This window comes from Gordonia sp. KTR9, assembly GCF_000143885.2.
Lineage (GTDB): Bacteria > Actinomycetota > Actinomycetes > Mycobacteriales > Mycobacteriaceae > Gordonia.
In genome coordinates this window covers 4,580,978-4,604,807 of sequence record NC_018581.1, presented here as the reverse complement: position 1 = coordinate 4,604,807, position 23,830 = coordinate 4,580,978, and the positions used below count along the sequence as shown (strand labels likewise).

Annotated in this window: 23 protein-coding genes; 11 read left to right on the top strand and 12 right to left on the bottom strand. The window is 68.9% G+C overall.

Annotated elements, in window-relative coordinates; translation table 11 throughout:
* Window positions 1–10: 10 nt before the first annotated feature.
* From KTR9_RS21320 to KTR9_RS21295, 6 genes are all read right to left on the bottom strand, one after another.
* Window positions 11–1,318: an aspartate aminotransferase family protein gene (locus tag KTR9_RS21320; protein ID WP_014928065.1), complete on the bottom strand. Its 1,308-nt coding sequence runs from the start codon at window positions 1,316–1,318 to the stop codon at window positions 11–13.
* Between the two features lie 45 nt (window positions 1,319–1,363).
* Complete coding sequence (locus KTR9_RS21315) at window positions 1,364–1,810, bottom strand: MarR family winged helix-turn-helix transcriptional regulator (RefSeq protein WP_014928064.1); 447 nt, start codon at window positions 1,808–1,810, stop codon at window positions 1,364–1,366.
* Window positions 1,807–2,412 (bottom strand): DJ-1/PfpI family protein, encoded by a 606-nt coding sequence (locus KTR9_RS21310; protein WP_010840774.1) that lies wholly within the window; start codon window positions 2,410–2,412, stop codon window positions 1,807–1,809. The genes KTR9_RS21315 and KTR9_RS21310 overlap by 4 nt, the downstream gene beginning before the upstream one ends.
* A gap of 70 nt (window positions 2,413–2,482) precedes the next feature.
* Window positions 2,483–3,844 carry an MFS transporter gene (locus KTR9_RS21305; RefSeq protein WP_010840773.1) on the bottom strand — a complete coding sequence of 454 codons (1,362 nt, stop codon included), beginning with the start codon at window positions 3,842–3,844 and terminating at the stop codon, window positions 2,483–2,485.
* Window positions 3,845–4,047: 203 nt separating this feature from the next.
* Window positions 4,048–5,037: a 3-hydroxybutyryl-CoA dehydrogenase gene (locus KTR9_RS21300; RefSeq protein WP_014928063.1), complete on the bottom strand. Its 990-nt coding sequence runs from the start codon at window positions 5,035–5,037 to the stop codon at window positions 4,048–4,050.
* Entirely contained in the window at window positions 5,034–6,173 is a 1,140-nt protein-coding gene (locus KTR9_RS21295) for an NAD/NADP-dependent octopine/nopaline dehydrogenase family protein (RefSeq protein ID WP_014928062.1), read from the bottom strand. Before KTR9_RS21295 ends, KTR9_RS21300 begins: the two co-directional genes overlap by 4 nt.
* A gap of 133 nt (window positions 6,174–6,306) precedes the next feature.
* On the opposite strand from KTR9_RS21295, the gene KTR9_RS21290 reads away from it, so the two are divergent.
* Complete coding sequence (locus KTR9_RS21290) at window positions 6,307–7,293, top strand: Lrp/AsnC family transcriptional regulator (protein WP_010840770.1); 987 nt, start codon at window positions 6,307–6,309, stop codon at window positions 7,291–7,293.
* Window positions 7,294–7,300: 7 nt separating this feature from the next.
* Here the strand turns inward: KTR9_RS21290 and KTR9_RS21285 are convergent, their stop codons facing one another.
* The 3 genes from KTR9_RS21285 to KTR9_RS21275 are packed head-to-tail and all read right to left on the bottom strand — an operon-like array spanning window position 7,301 to window position 10,538.
* Complete coding sequence (locus KTR9_RS21285; protein ID WP_014928061.1) at window positions 7,301–8,059, bottom strand: SDR family NAD(P)-dependent oxidoreductase; 759 nt, start codon at window positions 8,057–8,059, stop codon at window positions 7,301–7,303.
* The gene (locus KTR9_RS21280) at window positions 8,056–8,904 is read right to left on the bottom strand and encodes an enoyl-CoA hydratase/isomerase family protein (protein WP_238553964.1); all 849 of its coding nucleotides are present in this window, start codon (window positions 8,902–8,904) and stop codon (window positions 8,056–8,058) included. The genes KTR9_RS21285 and KTR9_RS21280 overlap by 4 nt, the downstream gene beginning before the upstream one ends.
* The gene (locus KTR9_RS21275; RefSeq protein ID WP_014928059.1) at window positions 8,901–10,538 is read right to left on the bottom strand and encodes an AMP-binding protein; all 1,638 of its coding nucleotides are present in this window, start codon (window positions 10,536–10,538) and stop codon (window positions 8,901–8,903) included. Before KTR9_RS21275 ends, KTR9_RS21280 begins: the two co-directional genes overlap by 4 nt.
* A 134-nt stretch (window positions 10,539–10,672) precedes the next feature.
* Between KTR9_RS21275 and KTR9_RS21270 the strand changes: the two genes are divergently transcribed.
* From KTR9_RS21270 to KTR9_RS21245, 6 genes are all read left to right on the top strand, one after another.
* Window positions 10,673–11,296 carry a TetR/AcrR family transcriptional regulator gene (locus tag KTR9_RS21270; protein WP_035716912.1) on the top strand — a complete coding sequence of 208 codons (624 nt, stop codon included), beginning with the start codon at window positions 10,673–10,675 and terminating at the stop codon, window positions 11,294–11,296.
* A 221-nt stretch (window positions 11,297–11,517) separates the two neighbouring features.
* A complete protein-coding gene (locus KTR9_RS21265; RefSeq protein ID WP_014928057.1) occupies window positions 11,518–13,257 on the top strand; it encodes a CocE/NonD family hydrolase in 1,740 nt (579 codons plus the stop codon).
* A 69-nt stretch (window positions 13,258–13,326) separates the two neighbouring features.
* Window positions 13,327–14,328, top strand: a complete 1,002-nt coding sequence (locus tag KTR9_RS21260) for a D-2-hydroxyacid dehydrogenase (RefSeq protein WP_014928056.1) — start codon at window positions 13,327–13,329, stop codon at window positions 14,326–14,328.
* A gap of 37 nt (window positions 14,329–14,365) precedes the next feature.
* The gene (locus tag KTR9_RS21255; protein WP_010840763.1) at window positions 14,366–15,298 is read left to right on the top strand and encodes a hypothetical protein; all 933 of its coding nucleotides are present in this window, start codon (window positions 14,366–14,368) and stop codon (window positions 15,296–15,298) included.
* A gap of 63 nt (window positions 15,299–15,361) precedes the next feature.
* The gene (pyrE, locus tag KTR9_RS21250; RefSeq protein WP_014928055.1) at window positions 15,362–15,940 is read left to right on the top strand and encodes an orotate phosphoribosyltransferase; all 579 of its coding nucleotides are present in this window, start codon (window positions 15,362–15,364) and stop codon (window positions 15,938–15,940) included.
* A 61-nt stretch (window positions 15,941–16,001) separates the two neighbouring features.
* On the top strand, window positions 16,002–16,658 hold the full coding sequence (locus tag KTR9_RS21245; RefSeq protein WP_014928054.1) for a TrmH family RNA methyltransferase: 657 nt from the start codon (window positions 16,002–16,004) through the stop codon (window positions 16,656–16,658).
* A 7-nt stretch (window positions 16,659–16,665) separates the two neighbouring features.
* Here the strand turns inward: KTR9_RS21245 and KTR9_RS21240 are convergent, their stop codons facing one another.
* A complete protein-coding gene (locus tag KTR9_RS21240) occupies window positions 16,666–17,382 on the bottom strand; it encodes a VTT domain-containing protein (RefSeq protein ID WP_010840760.1) in 717 nt (238 codons plus the stop codon).
* Between the two features lie 227 nt (window positions 17,383–17,609).
* Between KTR9_RS21240 and fbaA the strand changes: the two genes are divergently transcribed.
* Window positions 17,610–18,647: a class II fructose-bisphosphate aldolase gene (fbaA, locus tag KTR9_RS21235; protein ID WP_010840759.1), complete on the top strand. Its 1,038-nt coding sequence runs from the start codon at window positions 17,610–17,612 to the stop codon at window positions 18,645–18,647.
* A gap of 99 nt (window positions 18,648–18,746) precedes the next feature.
* On the opposite strand, the gene KTR9_RS27760 is transcribed toward fbaA, so the two are convergent.
* Window positions 18,747–18,902, bottom strand: a complete 156-nt coding sequence (locus KTR9_RS27760) for a hypothetical protein (protein ID WP_014928053.1) — start codon at window positions 18,900–18,902, stop codon at window positions 18,747–18,749.
* Window positions 18,903–19,039: 137 nt separating this feature from the next.
* Window positions 19,040–20,860 (bottom strand): Rv0361 family membrane protein, encoded by a 1,821-nt coding sequence (locus KTR9_RS21230; protein WP_238553962.1) that lies wholly within the window; start codon window positions 20,858–20,860, stop codon window positions 19,040–19,042.
* Between the two features lie 281 nt (window positions 20,861–21,141).
* Here KTR9_RS21230 and KTR9_RS21225 point away from each other — a divergent pair, with 281 nt between their 5' ends.
* From KTR9_RS21225 to KTR9_RS21215, 3 genes are read left to right on the top strand one after another with little or no spacing between them, the layout of a single operon-like run.
* A complete protein-coding gene (locus tag KTR9_RS21225) occupies window positions 21,142–21,594 on the top strand; it encodes a DUF3151 domain-containing protein (RefSeq protein WP_010840755.1) in 453 nt (150 codons plus the stop codon).
* Between the two features lie 33 nt (window positions 21,595–21,627).
* Complete coding sequence (locus KTR9_RS21220; RefSeq protein ID WP_014928051.1) at window positions 21,628–22,752, top strand: FUSC family protein; 1,125 nt, start codon at window positions 21,628–21,630, stop codon at window positions 22,750–22,752.
* A 48-nt stretch (window positions 22,753–22,800) separates the two neighbouring features.
* Window positions 22,801–23,709, top strand: coding sequence for a cation diffusion facilitator family transporter (locus KTR9_RS21215; RefSeq protein WP_044508171.1), 909 nt, complete (start codon window positions 22,801–22,803; stop codon window positions 23,707–23,709).
* Window positions 23,710–23,830 lie beyond the last annotated feature (121 nt).

The window sequence follows — 23,830 nt, the reverse complement described above, 5'->3', positions numbered from 1 at the left end:
CGGAACCGGGCTAACCGAGCGCGGTGGCGAGTGCGGCCGCGAACCGGGCGACACCGAGGTCGATCTCCTCGGCCGTGACCACCAGAGCGGGGATGAGACGCACGACGTTGGCCGAAGGCCCGCAGGTGAGGGACAGCAGCCCCTGGGCCGTGGTGGCCTGCTGGACGGCGAGCGCCGCCGCCGCGTCGGGCGTGGTGTTCCCGGCGGCATCCGTGGTGACGAACTCGATCCCGGCCATCAGTCCTAGGCCGCGCACGTCCCCGACCCCGGGGAACGCCGCACACACCTCTCGCAGGCCGGCGAGCAGCTGCTCACCGCGTACGCGAGCGTTCTCGACGAGACCCTCGGACTCGATCACGTCGAGGGTCGCGATCGCGGCGGCGGCCGCGACGGCGTTCCCGCCGTACGTGCCGCCCTGCGACCCCGGCCACGCCTTGCTCATCAGGGCCGTCGGCGCCGCGATCGCCGAGATCGGGAAGCCGGATGCCAGACCCTTGGCGGTGATGAGGATGTCGGGGATCAGTCCGTCGGCGTGCTGGTGACCCCAGAACCTGCCGGTGCGACCGAATCCCGCCTGCACCTCGTCGAGGACGAGGAGGATGCCGTGGCGGTCGGCTCGTTCCCGCAGACCCTGGAGGAACCGCGGTGGGGTGGGCAGGTATCCGCCGTCGCCGAGGACAGGTTCGATGAGGAACGCGGCGGTGTCGTTGGGTGCGACGCGCGACTGGAGCAGATAGTCGAGCTCGCGAAGCGCGAAGTCGACGGCGGTGTCGGTGTCCCAGCCGTATCGGTAGGCGTAGGGGAACGGCGCCATGTGCACGCCGCTCATCAGGGGCGAGAAGCCCGCCGAGAAGCGGGTCCCCGCGGTCGTCAGGCTGGCGGCCGCGACCGTCCGGCCGTGAAATCCGCCCTGGAAGACGATGATGTTGGGTTTCGCGGTGGCCATCCGTGCGAGGCGGATGGCGGCCTCGACGGCTTCGGAACCGGAGTTGGCGTAGAAGACGGAGTCGAGTCCGGCGGGCAGTACCGCCCCGAGACGAGCGGTGAGCTCCAGGAGCGGCGTGTGTATGACGGTGGTGTACTGCGCGTGGATGACCTTGGCGCACTGCGCCTGTGCGGCGGCGACGACGTGCGGGTGGCAGTGTCCGGTGCTGGTCACACCGATACCGGTCGTGAAGTCGAGGTAGTCGCGACCGTCGGTACCCCGGATCCACGAACCCGCCGCGGTGTCGACGACGACGGGCGTCGCCTGCTTCAGCGCCGGGCTCAGCGACGCGGTCTGGCTGTTGCGGATCGGGGAGTCAACGCTGGCGGTCATGCGTACACGGTGACGCCCGATCGTACGATTGTCAACAATTGGACATCAGCGCTGGCCGTCGAGTGTGTCGAGTGCGGCGCTGAGGTCCTGGAGTGCGTGCAATGCCTGTTCCCATCGGACGGGGTCGAGGACGGTCGCCAGTCGGTCGGCTGCCTCGCGGTGCCCGGGGTCGATGGCCCGCACGGCCGCGAGACCCGCGGCCGTGGGGGCGACGAGCTTGGCCCGCCGGTGGGCCGGATTGTCCCGGTATTCGGCCAGTCCGTCGGCGACGAGCAGGTCGGCGGTGCGCTGGACGCTCTGTCGCGTGATCCCCATCGCCCGCGCGACACCCGCGACCGGCAACGGTTCGTCGAGGACCGCACCGAGCACCTGCCAGCGCGTGGCGGTCAGGGCGGCGGGTTCGGCGAGACGTTCGGAGAGCGCGAGGAACTGGCCGTTGAGGCGGAAGGCGGTCAGCGCCGAGGCCGACAGCAGATCTTGGTGGTCGCTCACTGCTCGCCGGCCAGGGCGTAGAAGCCGCTGGGGTCCTGGTGGCCGTAGAGCTGATACCAGGCGTCGAGAACCGGCGGAGAGTAGATGCCGAGCAGTGCGAAGACCTCGCGTGCGAAATCGACGGGTGCGATGGCCGCGGCGGTGATGACTCCGCGATCGGTGACGGCAGGGGCGTCGACGTAGTGTGCGGCTCCGTCATAACCCGTAGGTGTCAGCTGCTCGGGCGCGTTGCTGGTGTGGCGTCGGTCGTCGAGCAGCCCCGCGCGTGCGAGGCCCATGGTGGCTCCGCAGATCCCGGCGACCGGAGTTCCGGCATCCGCCCAGCGCCGGGCGGCGTCGACGAAGGCGTCGTTGGACTCCCAGATCTGGGCGCCGGGCAGGACCAGCATCGCGCTGTCCTCGGGCCGGACGTCGTCGAGTGTGGTGTCGGGCACCATCGTGACCCCGCCGATGGTGCGGACCGGCTCCCGCGAGGCGCCGACGGTCACGATGCGGAACGACCCCGGCTCGGCCTGGTACTCGGGATTGTTGACACCCGATGCCACGTAGCCGAACTCCCAGTCCGCGAGGGTCGGGTACAGGGCGAGATGGACGGTTTTCATGATGCCTCCTCGAAACGATGATGACAGCATCCTGTCATTAAGACAGGATGCTGTCAATATCCGCCTCGGCTCAGCTCCGCAGACGCTGTCGTCGTGGCGGTCGTCCGGCGAGGGCCGGCGCGGTCTCCCGGATGACCATCAGGCAGCAGAGGCTGATCGCCATCAGTGCTGCCGCGTAGATCCCCACGGGGATCACACTGCCGGTGGCACTGACGATCCGGTTCGCGATCATCGGGGCGAGACCGCCGCCCAGCACCGCGCCGACCTGGAAGCCGATCCCGATGCCGCTGTAGCGCTGCGTGATCGGGAACAGCTCCGCGAAGGTCGTGAGCATCGGACCGTAGACGAAGCCGGTGAGTGCGAACCCGATCGAGATGACCGTGATGCAGGCCGCCAGGGACCCGGACGCGGTGACCCAGAACAGGATCGGCGCGAACAGCAGGGAGGTGATCATCCCGAATCCGATCACCGGTTTGCGGCCGAATCGGTCGGACAGGTGACTGCCGAGCACGACGGTGGCCGCATGGCACGCGAGCGCCAGCGTGCTGCCCAGGACCACCGGCGACCGCTCGAAACCGCGTCCCGGATCGGTCTCGGTCAAGAACGAGAGCATGAACGTGAACAACAGGAAGGCGTAACAGTTCTGACCGACGTTGATCCCGGCGGCCAGGGCGACACGACGCCAGTTCTGCCGGAGAACCGCGAAGGCCGGCGGCGAGTTCTCCTCTGCCCGCTTGGACTCGACGAAGTCCGGTGTCTCGCTGACCCGGGACCGCGTCCACACCCCGATCGCCAGTACGACGCCGCCGATGAGGAACGGGATGCGCCAGCCCCACGCCAGGACCTGCTCCATGGGCATCAGCAGCACGAGCGCGAACGACAGATTGGCCAGGATGCCGCCGACCGGCGAACCGAGGGTGACGAAACACCCGTACAGACCACGCCGGTGCGCCGGGGCGTGTTCGGCGGCGAGCAGGGCCGCGCCGCCGATCTCACCGCCTCGTGAGATGCCGTGCACCATGCGGAGGAAGATCAGGATGATCGGCGCCACGATCCCGATGGCCTGGTAGTCGGGGAGGACGCCCATCGCCAGGGTCGACCCGCCCATGAGGAGGAAGGCCGCGGTCAGCGCCTTGCGCCGACCGAATCTGTCCCCGAAATGTCCGAAGATCAGGGCTCCGATCGGCGCCATCACGAAACCGACCGCGAAGGTCGCGAATCCGAGGAAGGTGCCGAACCAGGGATCGTCGACGTTGAAGAAGATCTTGTTGAAGACCAGTGCCGTCGCGGTGCCGTAGATCGCGAAGTCGTAGAACTCCATGATCGTGCCGACGCCGGACGCGACGGCGACGCGGGTGGTGCGCTCCCGCCGGGGCGGGGCGGCACTCGGTGCCGACGGGTCGGGTGGTGCAGAGTTGTCGAGAGTTACCACGGATCACTCCTCATCGGTGGTCGAACGGGCCCTGGAGGCCGGCATTCGTTTGGCTGTACTCGTGGATGGATCGATTGTGTCGGACCCGCGGCTCGCGGGGAATCGGGAAAAGCTTTACCGCGCCGACTCATTGGACGCGACCGGGCGTGCTTCACCGCGCCGCCGGGGACTCCGGTGGCGGGACGTGGGCGTCTCCCGTCGGGTCAGTCGGCCTTGCTGAACTCCTCGTGGCGGGCGAGGCGTCCGACGGCGTCGAGCACTCGGGCGAAGTCGGCGATCCGCTGCGCCCGGTAGTCGGCGACGGTGGTCGGGTCGAACTCGTAAAAGCCTGCGCCGTCGGATATCCCACGGCGGCCGGACGTTATGTTCGTCTCGACCAGCGCTGCTGGTGCGAACCTCTCGCCGAGCTCTCGACGTAGGTAGTTCGACGCGTGGAAGAGGGTGTCGCAGCCGCCCCAGTCGATGAACTCGAGCAACCCGAGAACCGCGAAGCGCGAACCGAATCCGATGCGGACAGCGGTGTCGATGTCCGCGGCGCTCGCCACCCCCTCGGCCACCATGCGCGCGGCCTCGTTCATCACCAACGCCTGGAGCCGGGGGACGATGTACCCGGGCGAGGGGGCGCACACCACGGGGACCTTCCCGACCGCGACCAGCAGGTCGCGGGTGGCTTCGACGGCCCCGGGACTCGTCGCCGTGCCGGGCGCCACCTCGACGAGCGGCATGAGATCGGCCGGGTTGAGCCAGTGCGCGTTGAGGAATCGCGCCGGCGCCGCCAGCGAGCCGGCGAGTTCGTCGACGAGGAAACTCGACGTGGTCGACGCGATGGGGACGGTGTCGCCGACCATGGCCTCGATCCAGGTGAGCGTGTCGCGCTTGACCTCCGCGACCTCGGGCACGGCTTCGAAGACGAGATCCGCCCCGGCCATCGGGGCGAGGGCGTCGACCTCTCCGACGACCGTCACCAGAGCCGCGACGTCCTCGAGGTCCTCGACCGCCAGCAGACCGAGCGTGACCTTGTGCGCGAGTGCCTGCCGAACCGATGCGCGGACCCCGTCGAGATAGGCCGCTGCGCCGGCGCCGCGGTCGCGGAGGTCGACGACCGTCACCGCGACATTCCCGAAGGCCAGCGCAGCGGCGATGCCCTGGCCCATCCGGCCGGCGCCGACAACGGCGACGTGGCGGCCCGTCACTGCGCCGGCCCGTCGTGGAGAAATGCCCGCATGCCGGACGGGTCGAGGTCGGCCAGCCCCAGGTTCGCCAAGGTGCGCCCGCGGGTCGCGGCCGGGCGGCCGGTGACCGCCCCGGCGAGGGCGAGCAGGCCGTCGGCCACCGGAGACGGCACGTCCGCCCACGTCGCCACGGAACTCAGCAGCGCGAGACCAATCTCGACGTCCTCGGTCATGTAGCGGTGGGTCCGCAGGTCGATGCTCTCGCGCCAGTCGCCGCTGTCGGTGAGCTTCTCGTGGGCGGCGTTGCCGTACATCCACTCGTCGCCGTCGGCGGTGTAGTGGTCGGCGAGCGGGAAGTGCGGCGCACCGTAGCCGAGTGCCTCCCGGACCGCGATGCGCTCGGCGTCGAGCGCGGAGGTGACCCGCCGGATGGAGTCCTGGGTACCCTCGTTGTGGATATCCCACGACGGAAAGTGTTCCAGTGGACCGGCATTCATCAGGATGAGCGGCGGGTGGATGATGGGCCCGGCGTTCATCAGCGCGCCGCTGAGGGCGTCCTCGACCCGCTCGACGGCGGGGTAGACCTCGCCGAGAACCGCGAGCGCCCGATCGGTGTGCCGCGCCGGGAAGACCCCCGTGGGCAGACGCGTGGCGTATCCGCTGACCACGACGCGGGTGTCACCGTGTTTGCGCGCGAGGTAGGGCAGGGTGCCGGTCTCGGCGAACGCGACGTCGGCGGGGTTGCCCGCCGCGCGCACGGCTTGGGCGAACACGATCGACCCGAAGCTGCCCGGCGGCAGGTAGACGATCTGACCGTCGCGCAGGTGCGGCGCGAGTTGCCGGGCGAGCGATTCGTGGGCGAAGGCGGGCACCGGCGCGACGACGACCTCGGCGTTGGACACCGCCTCGGCGAGATCGGCGACGATCGAGATGCCACCGCCGGTTCCACCGCCCGTGTCGCCGTCGCCGAGGTGCAGACCGTCGACACCGATCTGCCGCCGGCCGAGGTGATCGTCGATGTCGAGCGTCCCGCGCTCGACCAGCGACGAGAACGCCGCGGAGTCCCGTCGCCACCAGGTGACATGGTGGTCCTTCTCGCTGAGTTCCGCCGCAGCCGCGTAAGAGCCGTGACCTCCGCCGATGACGCAGACTTTCACTGATCGTCCTCCTCGTTTCCGGACCGCCCGTGCGGCCACTGGGTGTTGGGAGGAAACGTAGGAGCGCTGCCGCGGGCTGTCCCGGCGACTGCCGATACCGAAAAAAGTTCACCGCGTGATGCAGGATTGTTGCGTGCCGGACGACCTCGATTATCAGATCGTTCACGCTCTGCAGGTCGCGCCACGGGCGCCCTGGGGCGTGGTCGGCGACGTCGTGGGCGTGAGCGCGGCGACCGCGGCCCGTCGCTGGGAGCGGCTCGTCGACAGTGGGCTCGCCTGGATCGTGACCTATCCCGGTGCCGCGTACCTCAACACCCGCTGCAGCGCCTTCGTCGAGGTCCAGGCGTCGTCGCGGCGCGAGGAGCTCGTCGAGCACCTCGCCGCCGACCGGCATGTGGCCACGATCCAGCGCACCGCGGGCGACGGCGACCTCCTGCTGACCGTGATGGTCCCGGACCTCGGTTTTCTCGGCGACTGGGTGCAGCGCCTCGCCGAGACCGAGGGCGTCGCCAGGACCCGGACGAGGGTGGTGATGCGGGTCTTCGGCGAGAGCGAACGCTGGCGGGTGCACACGCTCTCCGACGCCGACGAGTCGGTGCTCGGCGAGTACCGGCCCGAGCATCGTCCGCTGGTGCACGGACCCGACGAGATGGATCTGCGGCTCATCGCCGCGCTGGCCGAGGACGGTCGACGCTCGGCGGTCGACCTGGCTGCCGCGAGCGGACTGAGTGCGCCGACCGTCCGGCGTCGGCTGACCGCCCTCGTCGCCGAACGCGTTCTGTCGATCAGATGCGAAGTGGCCCATGTCATCAGCGGCTGGCCGGTCACGGCGAACGTGTGGGCGCGGGCGTCGTCGCGGTCGATCTCGGCGCTCGTAGGCGCGCTCGACGACCTGCCCCAGGTGCGGGTGTGTTGCGAGGTGACCGGCACCGCGAACATCGTGATGGGCGTGTGGTTGCACACCATCGGCGAGTTGTCGGAGTTCGAGCAGCAACTCGAGAGCCGGGTACCGGGGCTCGTCGTCGCGGACCGTTCGGTCACGCTGGAGACCCCGAAGCGACTGGGCTCGCTGCTCGACCGGTCGGGCTGCCGCACGGGGTCGGTTCCCGTCGTCCTGTGAGGATCCGTCAGCGGATGGACGATCCGATGCTGATGCCGCCGTCGACGTCGAGGACGATGCCGGTGATGTAGCGGGCGGCGGGGGAGCACAGGAATGCGGCGGCTTCGGCGATGTCCGCGGGATCACCGGTAGTGCGTTGGGGCACTTTGGAAACCAGCTTGTCGCGGGCTGCGGCGTCCATCGAGGCGAGCATCGGGGTTTCGATGAGTCCTGGCGCGATGGCGTTGACGGTGATGCCGTCGCGCGCGGTTTCCAGTGCGAGGGTGCGGGTGAGTCCGACGATGCCGGCCTTGGCCGCGACGTAGTTGGACTGACCGAAGTTCCCGCGCCAGCTCATCGAGGAGAACGACACTATCCGCCCGTACTGGTTGGCACGCATGTGGGGGAGTGCGGCGCGGGCGCAGAAGAAGGTGCCGGACAGGGAGACGTTGATCACCGCGTGCCAGTCGGCGTCGGAGATGTTCTCGGCACGGTTGTCGCGGATGATGCCGGCTGCGTTGACCAGGACGTCGATGCGACCGTGCCTTTCGGCGATCGAGTCGATCCACTCGGTCACCCGAGTGGAGTCGGTGACATCGATGGCGTCGGCGTGGCATTCCCGGCCGACGGCGGCGGCGATCGTGTCGGCGGTGGCCCGGGCCGTGTCGGCATTGACGTCACCGATGACGACAATGGCTCCCTCGGCGGCGAACTGCTGGGCCATGGCTGCTCCGAGTCCTTGGGCGCCGCCGGTGATGACGACCACCTGTGAGTCGAAACGGTTCATCGTCGTGCTCCTGTCTGAGATACCGCGGTCTGGGGCACTGCGGGTGCCGATGTTGTCGGTCGAGTGAGGAATTTCTTCAGTGCAGTGGGGACGTCGTGTGCGCGCCAGTGTGCGTCGAACGTGTCGAGCTCGAGGGCGAGGCCGGTGTGCGGGTCGACGGTGTCGAGGTCGAACAACAGTCGTTTGTAGCGTGCCTGGGCGGGACCGTGCTGATCGGTGAGGATGCGTGCGGCCGCCGTGGCGGCGTCGACGAGGGTGTCCTCGGTTACCACGCTGTGCAACCAGCCCGTGGGCATGAGTTGTTGTGCGGCAACGAGTTCACCGGTCAAGGCCAGCCAACGGGCCATCGAGGCGCCGAGTTTGCGCGGGAGTCGGACGCTGGCGCCGCCGGCGGGAAGCAGGTTGTTGCGGACATGGCCGTCGCCGATGAGTGCGGTGTCGGCGGCGATCACCACGTCGCAGGCCAATGCCAGCTCCATGCCGCCGGCGACCGCGTGCCCGTGGATCGCGGCGATCACGGGTAGCCTGCTGGTCTCCAGTCGGGTGCACAGGGCGGAGACGTCGCGGAGGAACTCGATGGGTGACTCGCCGTGTTCGTCGAGCTCGAGGAAGTACTTCAGGTCCGCACCGGCGCAGAACGACGGGCCGGCCCCGGTGAGCACGATCGCGCCTGCGTCGGGATCGGCTTCGGCGTCGCTCAGTGCGCGGTCGAGATCGGCGATGAGTTCGGCGTTGAGCGCGTTACGACGACGCGGCCGGTTGAGGGTGAGGATCCGGATCGGTCCATCGGCGGCGACGAGAACGGTCGGGGTGTCCCCGGTGCCCACGGGGTCTCCGGCGCTCACGACGGCGAGCCTTCGGTGGTCTGTTCGCGGCGCTGCTTGCGCAGTTCGGCGCGCTGGATCTTGCCGCTCGGGGTCTTGGGCAGGGTCGGGACCAGGTGCACTTGCCGGGGGTAGGCGTGGGCGGCGTAGTGGGTCTTGACCCATTGCTGCAGTTCGCTTTCCGTGGTCGCCTCGTCGACGGTCCAGTTCGATGCGAGCACGACGAAGGCCTCGACCACTTCACCCCGGACGCGGTCGGGTGCGGCGATGACGGCGCATTCGGCGACTGCGGGATGGGTGAGCAGCACCGACTCGACGTCGAAGGGCCCGATCCGGTAACCGGCCATCAGGATGACGTCGTCGTCGCGGGAGGAGAACCGGATGACGCCGTCGGAGTCGATCGTGGCGATGTCGCCGGTCAGGAAGTAGCGTCCGTCGCCGCGGAAGCGCTTCGCCGTCGCCTCGGCGTTGCCGGCGTAAGCGGTGAAGGTCATGAAGTCGCTGGCGGTGACGTCGACGGCCAGCTGTCCCACCTCACCGAAGTCCGCGGCGACATCGGTGTCGGTCCGCAGGACGGTCATCTGCCAACCCGGTAGGGACACCCCCATGGCGCCGGCGACGATGGGTCGTTCGAGGAGCCGGTGGTGGGGATAGCCGATCGGCATGCCCAGTTCGGTCTGCCCGTAATGGTCGTGGACCTGCAACCCGAGGACCTGTTGTGCCCACTCGTTGACCTCGGGTGTCAGTGGCTCGCCGGCGCTGGACAACCGCTTGAGGGACAACCCCTCCGGCGCGGCGTCCGACGAGGTCAACAGACCGCGATACACCGTCGGCGCGGCGGCGTAGTCGGTCACGCGCAGCTCGTCGAGCACTGCCCAGGTCGCCTGCGGGGAGAACCCTCCGCGGGTCAGCGTGGTGGTGATCCCAGCGGCGAGCGGTGCCACGATCGCGGTGTAGAGCCCGTAGGCCCATCCCGGATCCGCGCCGCACCAGAACACGCTCTCGGCGTCCACCCCGAGGCCGAACTCGAGGTAACTCTGCCACCCGGCGGCATAGCGCACCGGGTGCACGACGCCCTTCGGCTTGCCGGTGGTTCCCGAGGTGAACATGTGGACCAGGGGTCCGTCGCCGCCGACGGCCACCGAGGTCTGCCCGGCCACGTCACCGGCGGACACCGCCTGCGTCAGCGCGGCCAAGGATCCGTCGGAGGCCTCGGCGGTGTTGACGACCAGTTCCCATGTGCCGTCGGGCACTTTGTGGGCCTGGTCCTCGTCGGCGATCACCACCGTCACGTCGGCATCGACCAGCCGTGAGGACACCGCGGCCTCCGCGAACGCGGTGAACAGCGGCGCGTACACCGCGCCCAGGCGCCAGATGCCCACGACCACGGCCAGCAACTCCGGGCTCTTGCCCATCAGGGTCGCCACTCGGGACCCCTGACCGACCCCGCGCGCGGCGAGGACGGCGGCCACCCGCTTCGACGACTCGGCCAGTTCGCCGAAGGTGACCTGCCGGATCGAGCGGTCCGCGTCGACGAACGTCAGTGCCACGGCTTCGGTGGGGTGCCGGTCGCAGAGCAGGTGGGCGACATCGACGCCGTCGCCGGTGTAGGTGGCGAGGATCTCGCGCACGCGTGTGTCAACAGGGGATGCCATGGCCAACTCCAATGGTGAACTCAGGTCCGTGCCGGAAAAACACTGGGTACTTAAAAATAGCACAAAGTACCCACTTTTGTACCACGCCGATTACGTTCCGCCGTCGAGTTCGATTCGTGTGTCAGACTCGCGGGATGGCGGAAGTGGTGAATCGCGGGCGTGCGCAGGTGAAGACGCCGCGACGACGGCGGGTGGACGCGACTCGGCGCGCCGACCTGCTGGACAGCATCGAAGAGATCTTCCTCGCCGAGGGCTTCACCACCGTCACCGTCGGGGAGCTGACGGAACGTCTGCATTGCTCGCGGGCGACGCTGTACAGCGTCGCGCCGACCAAGGAGCAGATGGTCGTACTCGCGACCAAGCGATTCTTCGGGTCATCGGCCGAACTCATCGAGCAGCGTGTTGCCGAGCATGACGAGGCGCGCACGCGCATCCTCGTCTACCTCGGCGGTGTGGCCGAGGCGATGCGCCGCAATTCGCAGGCGTTCTACGACGACATGGTCGCCTTCGGGCCGACCGCCCAGATCTATGCGCGTAACACCGAGCGTGCCGCCGAACGTGTGCGCGAGCTGATCGAGGAAGGCATCGAGGCGGGCGACTTCCGGGCAACCGACGGGAACTTCGCCGCCCAGCTGGTGGCGCTGGCCATCGAAGGTGTCCAGTCCGGAGTTCTCCTCGAACGCACCGGGATGAGTGCCGCCGACGCTTTCGGCGAACTGGGAACCCTTCTTCTCAACGGACTTCTGGCCGATCGGTGAGGGCGCCGTCGCGTCTTCGGAGCTGACTCCGCCCACGGTTCGCCCTTGTGCACTCGACCAGTTGGGTCTTGTAGTGGCGAACACCTCACGGTACTTTCATCAACTACCGGGTACCAATAAAAGTACCTGGCTGGGTCGCCCGTCGAGCCGGGTGCTTCTGCCGAACGGGCATTTCCCCTGTCGCGTGTTGCCGGCGCGATCAGGTCTGACAAGGAGACGATGTGAAGTACTTGTACGAACCCGACGTCGAGGTCACGGCCCGTGACGGGGTGGCCCTGATGTCGGATGTGTGGCGCCCGCTGGAGGGTCAGGCGCCGACGTTGCTGATCCGGATTCCCTACGACCGGCGCATGTCGGGTCAATTCGGCGGGCCCAGCAGTCCCGCTCCCTCGCTGATGGCCCTTGTCAACGCCGGCTACGCGGTGGTGCTCCAAGACGCGCGCGGGACCACCGCGTCCGGGGGAACCTTCGAGCCGAAGGTCAACGAAATCGCCGATGGGCAGGACACCGTCGAGTGGATTCGTACCCAGGGCTGGTCGGATGGCAATGTCGCCATGTACGGCAGCTCGTATATGGGGATGGTCCAGTGGGCGGTGGCCACCAGCGGCGACGCTCCCGGCCTGCGCGCGATCGCGCCCACCAACGCGGCGGCGAATTGGTACACCAACCTCTGGTACTCCCCGGGCGGAGCGATGTCGCTGAGCCTGGACACGTGGTGGAACGCGTTGACCTACGCCGGGCAGGAGCAACGAGCTCTCGTCTCCGGCGCCGGCCAGGACCCGACAACTCTGTACCGTCTGGCCGGCTACCTGCGCGACCCGTTGCCGCTCAACGACGCCACACCCCTGGCCGACCTGCCGATCCACGGCAAGGGCCGCTGGTTCGACGACTGGATCGCCCATCCTGACTTCGACGACTACTGGGCGAGTCAGGACTGGTCGGGTCCGGAGTCCATGGGGAAGGTGACCGTCCCCGTCCTCTCGATCGGCGGCTGGTACGACCTGAAGATCAACGGCACCGTCGAAGGGTTCATCGGCGTCCGCACGCAAGGCGGCTCCGACGACGCCCGCGACAAGTCACGCCTGATCATCGGCCCCTGGGATCACCTGAACTGGACCGGCCTATACACCGACCGGCACTTCGGCAACGAGGCTGCGGCCGACGTCACGCCCTTCCATGTCGCCTTCTTCGACGAACACGTCCGCGGCATCGTCCCCGACTCGCCGGCCCCGCGGGTGCGCATCTTCGTCATGGGCATCGACCAGTGGCGCGACGAAGCCGACTGGCCACTGCCTGACACCCAGTACACCGACTACTACCTCGCAGGCGACCGATCGGCGGCGACCCGCCACGGGGACGGCGCCCTGCAGACGGCGCCACCGGCAGCCGAGTTCGTCGATGAGTTCACCTACGACCCGCGCAACCCGGTCCCCACCACGGGCGGAGCCCTGTTGCCCGCCGAACCGGGACTGATCGGACCTGTCGACCAGTCTGTCGTCGACAACCGCGACGACATCCTCTGCTACGTGACCCCCGTCCTCGACGAGCCCCTCGAGGTGACCGGCCACGTCGAGGCGACCGTGTTCGTCTCGTCCAGTGCGGTGGACACAGACATCACCGCCAAGCTGGTCGACGTCTTCCCCGACGGCCGCGCCATCAACCTCTGCGACGGAGTGCTGCGGCTTCGCTACCGAGACGACCTCTCCCGGCCGACGCCACTGACCCCCGACGAGGTCTACGAAGTCACGGTGAAACTGGGTGTCACGTCAAACGTGTTCCTTCCCGGACATCGCCTGCGCCTGGACATTTCGAGCAGCAACTTCCCCCGCTTCGACCGCAACACCAACACCGGCGGGTTCATCGCCACCGAGTCCATCGACGACGCGGTGATCGCCACCAACCGCGTGCTGCACGGACCCGCACACCCCAGCCGGCTGACCCTGCCGATCATCTCCCGCTGACACCGGCCGACCAGCGAACCTCGGCGTCTGTCCTGGCGACGACGCCGAGGTCACGCTTACGGTGGGGGCATGCACCCGCATCCACCTGTCGTCGCACTGCTGACCTCGCCGGACACCCTCCCCCCGGGAAACCTGGCCGAGATCGAAGAACTCGCGACGGTACGACTCTGCACCGCAGACGATCTCGGCGCCGCCCTGCCGGGCGCGGACGTTCTCGTGCTGTGGGACTTCTTCTCCCGCGGGCTCGCCGAGCACTGGGGTGAGGCGACGACATCCCTGCGCTGGGTGCATGTGTGTGCCGCGGGAGTGGATTCGCTGCTCTTCGACGAACTGCGGTCCTCGGATGTCGTCGTCACCAATGCCCACGGCGTCTTCGACCGTCCCATCGCGGAATTCGTCCTCGCCGCGATCCTCGCCCATCACAAGGGTTTACACGAGTCGATGGCCTTGCAGCGCGACCACGAGTGGCGACACCGCGAGACGGTGGCGACCCACCGCACCTCCGCGCTGGTGATCGGTACCGGCGGGATCGGTCGAGCGATCGCGAAACTGCTTCGCGCCGTGGGTATCCGGGTGGTGGGAGCGGGCCGGACCGCGCGCGCGTCGGATCCTGACTTCGGACACGTCGTCGCCACCGACGACCTCGCCGCGCACGTGGGCGGTTTCGACACCGTCGTCGCGATCGCTCCGCTGACCGAGCAGACCGCCGGCATGATCGACGCGAAAGTACTGGCGGCGATGAAACCCGGCGCGCACCTCGTCGACGTCGGACGCGGCGAACTGGTCGACGAGGCGGCCCTCGTCGCGTCGCTCCGGTCGGGGCATCTGGGGGCGGCCACGCTCGACGTCTTCGTCACCGAGCCGCTGCCCGCCGACAGCGAACTGTGGGACCTGCCCGGGGTCGCGATCTCGGCTCACATGAGCGGAGACGCCGTCGGATGGCGCGAGGCGCTGGCCGAGCAGGTCCTCGACAACCTCCGGCGCTACGTCGCGGCGGGCACCGAGGAGCCGGCCGACGTGCTGGTCAACGTCGTCGACAAGGAACGCGGGTACATCCGGGTAGGCGGATGACCTCACCGTGGGCCTGCCGATAGTAGGCTGTAGCGCGATGACCACCGTCTATTTCCTGATCGCCGCCGTGGCCCTACTGGGTGCGGGTGTCCTGTTGTGGCTCGACCGCCAGCGGTCGAGCGTTGCACGGCACCAGCGTGCGGTCTGGGGCGACGAGCACGAGTTCAAGTTCCGCGAGTCGGACACCAAGCTGCGCAAGGTCTTCCGTCGCGCCACCATGAACGTGGGCGACCACATCCCGGTGCAGGACGTCGCCTACGGACACTACGCCGGCGTGGAGGCCGTGGTCTTCGACCTCGCCGAGACCGCGACCGTGATCGCCGTCCGACGGTCCTCGCCGTCGCATGTCGTCGTCGACCTGCGGCACGAAGACGTCCTCGCCCCCGCGGAGGAGGACGTGGAACTGCTGGGCGCGATGGGCCCGCGCGTCATGTTCTCCAACAACCTCGACGTCGCCCGCCGGGTGTGCGACCGCCGGATGGTCGCGCTCGCCAACAAGGCGCCCGCGTTCGTCGAGGTCCTGTGGAACGAGGGCAACTGGGCGCTCGGTTCGATGCCGGTGACCAACGACCCGGCCAAGCTGAACACCGGCCTGGAGGTCGTCCGCCGGTTCGCCGACCTTCTCCGGGTGCTGCCGCCGACGCGGGAACCCGAGGACTCGCCGGATCCGCGCGACCCGCACGGACCCACCCGGGCCGAGCTCGCCGACGAGAAGACCGAGTCACTGCGGGACAAGCGCAGGAGACAGGCCGCGGGCGCGCCGACCGGCGGTGGGTCACCGGCCGGGGAGTCCGAGAACCAGGCAGCGACGCGGAAGCCGCCGGTTCCGTCCCCGGCGTCGCCGACGACCGGAGGCCGGCGGATGACCCCGATGCCCGTGCGCGGGTCCGGGACCCGCGGGTCGGCCGGAACGGCTGACGAGACACCTCGCCGGGACACCGGCGAGCGGCCCAACCGCCACCGCAACTGATCGCGCCACCACCCCACGCAGCCGGAGATCGAATCCCGGCACGTCGATCGAGAGGGAAGTCGCATGTCCTCGTCCGCACCGGTTCCCGCCGAGACCCCGCGGGTCGACCCGGCCGCGAAGGCACAGCTGGCCGAACTCGTCCGCGAGCTCGCCGTCGTGCACGGCAGGGTGACGCTGTCGTCCGGTAAAGAGGCCGACTACTACGTCGACCTGCGTCGGGCGACCCTGCATCACGAGGCCTCGCGGCTCATCGGGCGGCTGATGCGCGAACTGACCGCGGACTGGGACTACGTCGCCGTCGGTGGCCTGACCCTCGGTGCGGACCCCGTGGCGACGTCGATCATGCACGCCGACGGGAAACCGGTCGACGCCTTTGTCGTCCGGAAAGCGGCCAAGACGTACGGCATGCAACGCCAGATCGAGGGGCCCGACATCGAAGGCCGAGACGTCCTCGTCGTCGAGGACACCAGCACGACCGGCGCCTCGCCGTCCGCGGCTGTCGAGGCCGTGCGCGGCGTCGGCGGCAACGTCGTCGGTGTGGCCACCGTCGTCGACCGCGCGACCGGCGCCGATGCGGTCATCACCGCGCTCGGCGTGCCGTACCGCTCCCTCCTGGATCTCGGCGATCTCGGGCTTGCCTGACGCCGGGTCGGGGGACCCCGACGATCTCCCAGCCCCGGATCCCGCCGAGGATCCCGAGGTCGTGCCCGGTCCCACCGAGTGGCAGACCGGGCCGACCGTCGGCGTGGGGCCGTGGGCCGACGAACACCCCGGCCGTCCCGTTCCCGACGATCCGCGCCTCGACGGCGAGCTTCTCGCGCACGGTGACACGCGCAACGTCGTCGACGCCTATCGGTACTGGTCGCGGGAGGCGATCGTCGCCGACATCGACGCGCGCAGGCACCCGCTGCACGTCGCCATCGAGAACTTCGCACACGACGCGAACATCGGCACGGTGGTCCGCACCGCCAACGCCTTCGCGGTGGCCGCCGTCCACATCGTCGGACGACGCCGCTGGAACCGTCGCGGAGCGATGGTGACCGACCGCTACCAGCACCTGATGCACCACGAGACGGTGTCCGATCTCATCTCCTGGGCTCGCGACGAAGGGCTGACCGTGGTGGCGGTGGACAATACCCCCGGTGCTCGTCCCCTCGAGACAGCCGATCTACCCCGCGACTGCGTACTGCTGTTCGGTCAGGAGGGCCCCGGGGTCAGCGACGACGCCCAACGTGAGGCCGACCTCACGGTGTCGATCGCCCAGTTCGGCTCGACGCGCAGCATCAACGCGGGCGTGGCGGCCGGGATCGCCATGCACGCATGGGTCCGGCAGCACGCCGACCTCGACGCCGCGTGGTGAGAGGAGCTCAGTTCTTCGCGTCGTCGGACGCGGGGAGGGGCTCCTCCTCGACGACCTTCTTGCGCGAGCGAAGAATGCGCTTGACGATCTCGGTGATGATCGGCAGAACCGAGATGAAGACGATGAACAGGAAGATGTAGTCGATGTTGTCGCGGATGAACTCGATCTGGCCCAGGAAGTAGCCGAGCAGCGTGACTCCCGCACCCCAGGCGACCGCGCCGATGATGTTGTACGTGAGGAAGATCGGGTACCGCATCTTCGCGGCTCCGGCGACCAGCGGAGCGTAGGTCCGCACGATGGGGACGAAGCGCGCGAGGATGATCGTCACCGGACCATGCTTCTCGAAGAACTCGTGCGCCTCCTCGATGTAGACCTGCTTCAGGATCTTCGCGTCCGGCCGGAACAGCGAATACCCTGCCTTCTTGCCGATCCAGTAGCCGACCTGGTCGCCGAGGAAGGCCGCGATGGGGATCAGGACGAGGAGCACCCACAGCGGGGCGAAGGGCTCGATCTCCGCCGACTTCGCCGCCACGATGAGCCCGGCGGTGAAGAGCAGCGAGTCGCCGGGGAGCAGCGGGAACAGCAGACCCGACTCGATGAACACGACCAACAGCAGACCGGCCAGCATCCACGTGCCGAACGAGTTGAGCAGGTTCACCGGATCCAGGAATCCCGGCAGGAGCGCCAGGTTGGTGGTCGTGGTGGCAAGCGCGGAGTCGATCACGGGGACCCAGAGTACCTGCGCGTGGGGCGAGGACAGAATCTCACGGGTCCGCCACCGCCGGTTTCCAGCAGGTCCGGGCATGAATGGTGCCCGCGCCGGGTGATGTGGCACCTGCCATACTGAGTGAAGTCCGGCCGCGGGAAGTCCGGCTGCTCGCCACCGAAGCACCAATCGACGGCGAGAGAACCCGAACACCAGAGCACATCAACACCCTGGAGGATCCGTCGATGCCCATTGCAACCCCGGAGCAGTACGCCGAGATGTTCGACAAGGCGAAGAAGGGCGGTTACGCATTCCCCGCGATCAACTGCACCTCGTCGTCGACGATCAACGCCGCCATCAAGGGTTTTGCCGACGCAGGCAGTGACGGGATCATCCAGTTCTCGACCGGTGGCGCCGAGTTCGGGTCCGGACAGGGTGTCAAGGACATGGTGACCGGTGCGGTCGCGCTCGCCGAGTTCGCGCACGTCGTCGCCGAGAAGTACGACGTCCTCATCGGCCTGCACACCGACCACTGCCCCAAGGACAAGCTCGACACCTACGTCCGCCCCCTGCTGCAGGTGTCGCAGGAGCGCGTCGACGCCGGCCGCAACCCGCTCTTCCAGTCGCACATGTGGGACGGCAGCGCCGTGCCGCTCGACGAGAACCTGGAGATCGCCAAGGAGCTGCTGGCCAAGGCGGGTGCAGCCAACATCATCCTGGAGATCGAGATCGGCGTGGTCGGCGGCGAGGAGGACGGCGTCGAGAACGAGATCAACGACAAGCTGTTCACCACCCCCGAAGACTTCGAGAAGACCATCGAGGCCCTCGGTGCCAGCGACTCGGGCAACCGCTACCTGCTCGCCGCGACCTTCGGCAACGTGCACGGCGTCTACAAGCCGGGCAACGTGAAGCTGCGCCCCGATGTCCTCAACACCGGCCAGGAAGTCGCCGCGAAGAAGCTGGGCCTCGGCGACGGAGCCAAGCCCTTCGACTTCGTCTTCCACGGCGGATCGGGCTCGCTCAAGAGCGAGATCGATGAGGCCCTGAGCTACGGCGTCGTGAAGATGAACGTCGACACCGACACGCAGTACGCCTACACCCGCCCGGTCGCCGGCCACATGTTCAGCAACTACGACGGTGTGCTGAAGGTCGACGGCGACGTCGGCAACAAGAAGGTCTACGACCCGCGCAGCTGGTCGAAGAAGGCCGAGACCAACATGAGCGAGCGCGTCGTCGAGGCGTGTAACGACCTCAAGTCCAACGGCAAGTCCCTGACTGCCTGACGGAGAGTCCCACGATCGCTGCCCGCACCCCGAAGGGGTGCGGGCAGTTGTCTTTTCGCCTGATCGATCCCGTGCGTCGCGCCGGCCCGGTGGAGTGCCTCAGGTGAGGGCGAGCCCGACGACGACCGCGGCGGCGAGCGCGACCATCACCAGCGCCGCGATGACGACGGCCGGGTCGACGCGCGACCGGGACCGTTGCGGCGAACCGACGTCGTAGGGACGGATTCGATTGCTTCGGACCCGGTTGTCCGGCACGGGACGGATGTCCGTCGAAAGACCCCGGCGTGGCGCCGTGCCCGCGGGTGGTGCCGGTCGGGACGGGGGCGTGAAGTAGCCCGGCGCAGAACGGTCACCCGGGCCGGCCGGCGGTGGGCCGGACCGATGTCCGCTCGTCACGTGGGGTTGCAGACCTTCCAGTCGTCGCCGTCGCGCTGCAGGTTCAGCGTGACGGTCTCGGGCTGATCGGGTGAATTGGTGTGTACCGCGACCACTTCGACGACGGCCTGATCACCGCCTTCGACGACGCGGACCGCGTTGATCGCCTGCGTCTGCACGAGTTCGTTGCGGGCCCGTTGCGCCTCGTAGGTGCGCTGGTACGCGGCGTCGTCGAAATCGCTGTAGAACGCGTTGAGCTCGCCGCAGGTGACCGACCGCAGGGTCGAGAGGTCACCCTCGTACAGCGCGGTCGTGTAGTCCATGGCCACGGTCGCGGCCTCGTCGGCGGGCGCCGGTGCGCGCAGGCTGTTGTAGGCGAAGATCCCGCCGACGACGGCCACGATCACCACCACGACCGCTGCCGCCGCGATCAGCAGACCCTTGCCGCGCTTCTTCTTCGGTGACGTGGGGCCGCTACCCGGGATGACCTGCGGTTCGCGGTCGGTGGTCGTCCATCCCTCGGTCGATGCAGCAACGGCCGGCTCCGGTGTGGTCCGGGCCTCCTCCTCGGCCGGCGCGGACGTCTCGCTCCGCGCAGAGGCGGCGGCAGCGGCTGCCGCGGGGATCACGGTCGTCGCCGCGTCCGATCCGGAGTCCTCTGCGTCAGCCTCGGTCTCCGTGTCGGAGGTTTCCGTCTCGGTCGTGTCGTTGCTCCCACCGGCGGGGACGGCGATCGCCTCGGTCGGCGAGTCGGCCTCTGTCTCCGCCGTCTCGTCCGCCGCTGTCTCGTCCGCTGCTGCCTCGGGTGCCTCGTCCTCGAGAACCGCCGGCTCGGTCGTGTCGGTCGCGTCGGCCGGTTCGTCGTCCACCGGTTCCGCCTCGGCGTCCGGGTCGACGACGGGGTCCTGGTCTGCTTGTGATGCGATAACGGACTCGTCCGGTGCAGTCTCGTCCGGCGCGGATTCGTCCGTCGCCGTGTCGTCGTCCACCGGCTCGGCTTCGGCTTCGGCCTCCGCGTCGGCATCGGTCTCGTCGACGGTGTCGGTCTCGGCGTCGGAGTCACCGGGAGCCGATCCGGCTGCCACTGCGGCCGCACCCGCCGCTGCCACACCGGCGCTGACCGCGGTACCCGTCGACGGATCCGTGTCGTCGGGAAGCGTCGGTTCGGCGGTCGCCTCGGCATCCGAATCCGACTCGGACTCAGTGGATTCAGAAGCGGGGGATTCGGACTCGGGGGATTCGGATGCGGGGGTCTCGGACTCGGGAGCCTCGGCGTCGGGCGCCCCGGTCTCGGTGTGCGACACCGATGCATCGGAGTCGGCGAGCTCGGCTTCGGGGGAAGCTGCGTCGGGCTCCGGGGCGGTCGGGTCGATGTCGTCGAGGTCCTCGAGCTCGGCGGCGTCGGGGAGATCCGACCGTTGGATGACGGTGGTCGCCGAGTCGCTCGGGCCGAGGCGCTTCGGTGCAGGAGTGGCGTCGTCGGGGGCGCTGTCGTCGGCAGCGGTCTCGCCGGTCTCCGCGGACTCGGGTTCCGCACTCAGCGGGTCGATGTCGTCCAGGTCCTCGAGGTCCTCGGCCGACGGCAGGCTGTCGCGGTTGATCACCTGGGTGGCGCCGTCGATCCCGCGCCCACCCTTCGGTTTCGGTGCTGCGGGCTTCTTCGCGGCACCGTCCGCCGTGGACGCGTCTGCCGTGGACTCCGCGGCGGTCGCCTCGGTCGTCGCGGCCTTGTCCTCGGCGGTCTCGTTCTTGGTGGAATCGTCCACAGCTGGCTCGCGGCCCTCTCTGCTGGTGCTGGGTGGAGTGGCGTCGGTGCCGGCCGGAGTGGTGCCGGGCACCGGTCGTGCACCCGTCCGGCGAGCGCGACGATCTTCCCGAACCTGTTTCAGGGTCGACAATGCCCTGGTGACAGCAGCTCTCGGCCTCTCGGATCGCGCCATCGACTGTTTCACCCCGTATTCGCCATCGCACGACTTCGGTCCGGCCGCCCGACGACGCCGATCACCGGGGGCAGCAGGACCGATTGCGTCATTCACCCTAGCGAACGGCCCGACATTCCAGCACTAGGGCGTTTGATCGAACGGACGGCCCCGGGCGGCACGATGCTTGAATAGAGGACATGACGTCTTTCGGAGATCTTCTCGGCCCGCAACCGGTTCTGCTCACCGGGGACGACGACGCCGAATCAGACCTGCTCAACGGTGCCGCCGCGGCGGAGGTCGCGGCCGCGCATCCGACCGCCTCGATCGCCTGGGCCTACCTTGCCGAGGCGGCTCTCGAGTCGTCGAAGACCGCCGCGGCCGGTGACGACATCGACTCTGCCGCGGTGATCGCGGCGTACGCCTATGCGCGCACCGGTTACCACCGCGGCCTCGATCAACTGCGACGACACGGCTGGAAGGGTTTCGGGCCGGTGCCGTGGAGCCACGAACCCAATCGCGGCTTCCTACGGTGCGTCGGGGCGCTCGCCCGGGCCGCCGAACTGATCGGCGAGGAAGACGAACACCTGCGTTGCCTCGACCTGCTCAACGACAGCGATCCACGCGCGGCCGCCGAACTCGGCCTCGTGTGATCCGACCGGTCACCCGCGGATGACGTCCGCCTGATGGCAGCAAGACCCGCGAACCCGTCGTATCCGCGCCGGGTGTTCAACGCGATGCCCGCGCCGCTGAAGAACCGGCTGCGCCGGCTACGCGTGTCGTTGGTGCCGATCGTCCAGTGTGCGCTGGCCGCCGGGGTGTCGTGGTGGATCGCGGTGGAGGTCTTCGTCCATCCCGATCCGTTCTTCGCGCCCATCGCCGCGGTGATCTCCCTCGGCCTGTCCCTCGGGCAGCGGTGGCGCCGGGCCGCCGAACTCGTCGGCGGCGTCGCGATCGGCATCCTCGTCGGCGACCTCTTCATCAGCCTGGTCGGCGAGGGGGCCTGGCAGATCATGGTCGTCGTCGCCCTGGCGATGACGGTGGCGGTCTTCCTCGACGACGGCCCGCTCGTCCCCATGCAGGCGGCCTCGTCGGCCGCGCTGGTCGCGACGCTCCTCCCGCCCGGCGGCGTGGCGGGTTTCCATCGCGCGCTCGACGCGCTCATCGGCGGGCTGGTCGGCATCCTCGTGGGGGCGCTCCTGCCGGTGAATCCGGCGAGCCGGGCGCGCCGGGACGCGGCCGGCGTCCTCGCGACGGTCCGCGACGCCGCCCGCCAGCTGGCCACCGGACTGCGCGAGCGCGACGAGGAACTCATCGCCGCCGCACTCGAGTCCGGGCGCGGGACGCAGGCCGCGATCAACAAGATGCGGTCGGACATGACCGGCGGGCGCGAGGTCACGCGCATCTCACCGCTCTACTGGGGCTCCCGGATGCGGCTGGACCGGATCTCGGCGACCGCCGACCCCATCGACAACGCGGTCCGCAACTTCCGCATCATCGCGCGGCGTTCGCTCGGCATGACCCAGCGGGGTGTGCCGGTGCTCCCCGAGCTGATCGAGATCATCGACGATCTCGCCGGGGCCTTCGAGGTGCTGCGCGCGATGATGATGGCCGATCCCGGTGAGGAACCCGATCAGGCCGACGCGGCCCGGGTGATCCGCAGCATCGTGCGCAAGGCCCGCGTCGACCTGGTAACCAACAGCGAGTTGTCGGAGGCCGCGCTGCTCGCCGAGATCCGCTCGCTGCTCGTGGACCTGCTGATGACGGCGGGTCTGCGCAGGTCCTCCGCACTGGCGACCCTCCGGAGCTGACCGACCTGTTGCCACATATGCGAACTTCTGCATATATTGACCGGCATCATGGGGCACTCACATTCGCACTCGCACGCTCCCACGGCCGGGGGCCGGCGCCGCCTCTGGCCGATGGTGCTGGCCGTCGCGCTCATCGGCGGCTACTTCGTCGTCGAACTCGTCACCGGCATCCTGGTGAACTCGCTGGCGCTGATCGCCGACGCCGGACACATGCTGACCGACGTCGTCGCGCTCGTCATGGGCCTGATCGCACTGCTGCTCGGCCGGCACGGGCGGACCACCGACACCCGTAGTTTCGGTTGGCACCGCGCCGAGGTGTTCACCGCGGTCGCCAACGCCGTACTGCTGATGGGCGTCGCCGTCTTCGTGCTCTACGAGGCGGTCGAGCGGATCGGCAGCGATCCGCAGGTCCCGGGCCTCACCCTGATCGTCGTGGCCCTGGTGGGCCTGCTGGTGAACCTCGGGGTCATGCTGCTGCTGCGGGCCGACGCGAAGGAATCGATCGCGGTCCGCGGCGCATATCTGGAGGTGCTGGCCGACGCCGTCGGCAGCGTCGGCGTACTCGTGGCCGGCATCGTCGCGATGACGACCGGATGGGGTTACGCCGACATCGTCGTCGCGGTTCTGATCGCGCTGTGGGTGGTTCCGCGGGCGGTGCGACTGGCACTCGACGCGCTGCGCATCCTGAACCAGCAGGCGCCGGCCCACGTCGACGTCGAGGCATTACGGGCCGATCTGGCCGACATCCCGGTGGTCGACGACGTGCACGACCTCCATGTCTGGACGCTCACGACCGGGATGGATGTGGCCACCGTGCATCTCGGCAGCAGTCGGCCCAATGCCGAGGTGTTGCCCGCCGCGCAGGCCGTCCTGGCGCGCCACGGTCTCGAGCACGCGACGGTGCAGATCGATCCCGACGATCACCAGCGACGGTGCCGGGAGGAGATGACCTGGTGACCGCGCGCCGTCGAGCCGCGGACAGGCCCCACATCGCGGCCGGCTGACGCCCGAGCAGCGGTCGCAACTTTTCGTTCACGCTGATTCGTAGTCGCCGGATCGGGCGGCCGCGTCGTTACCG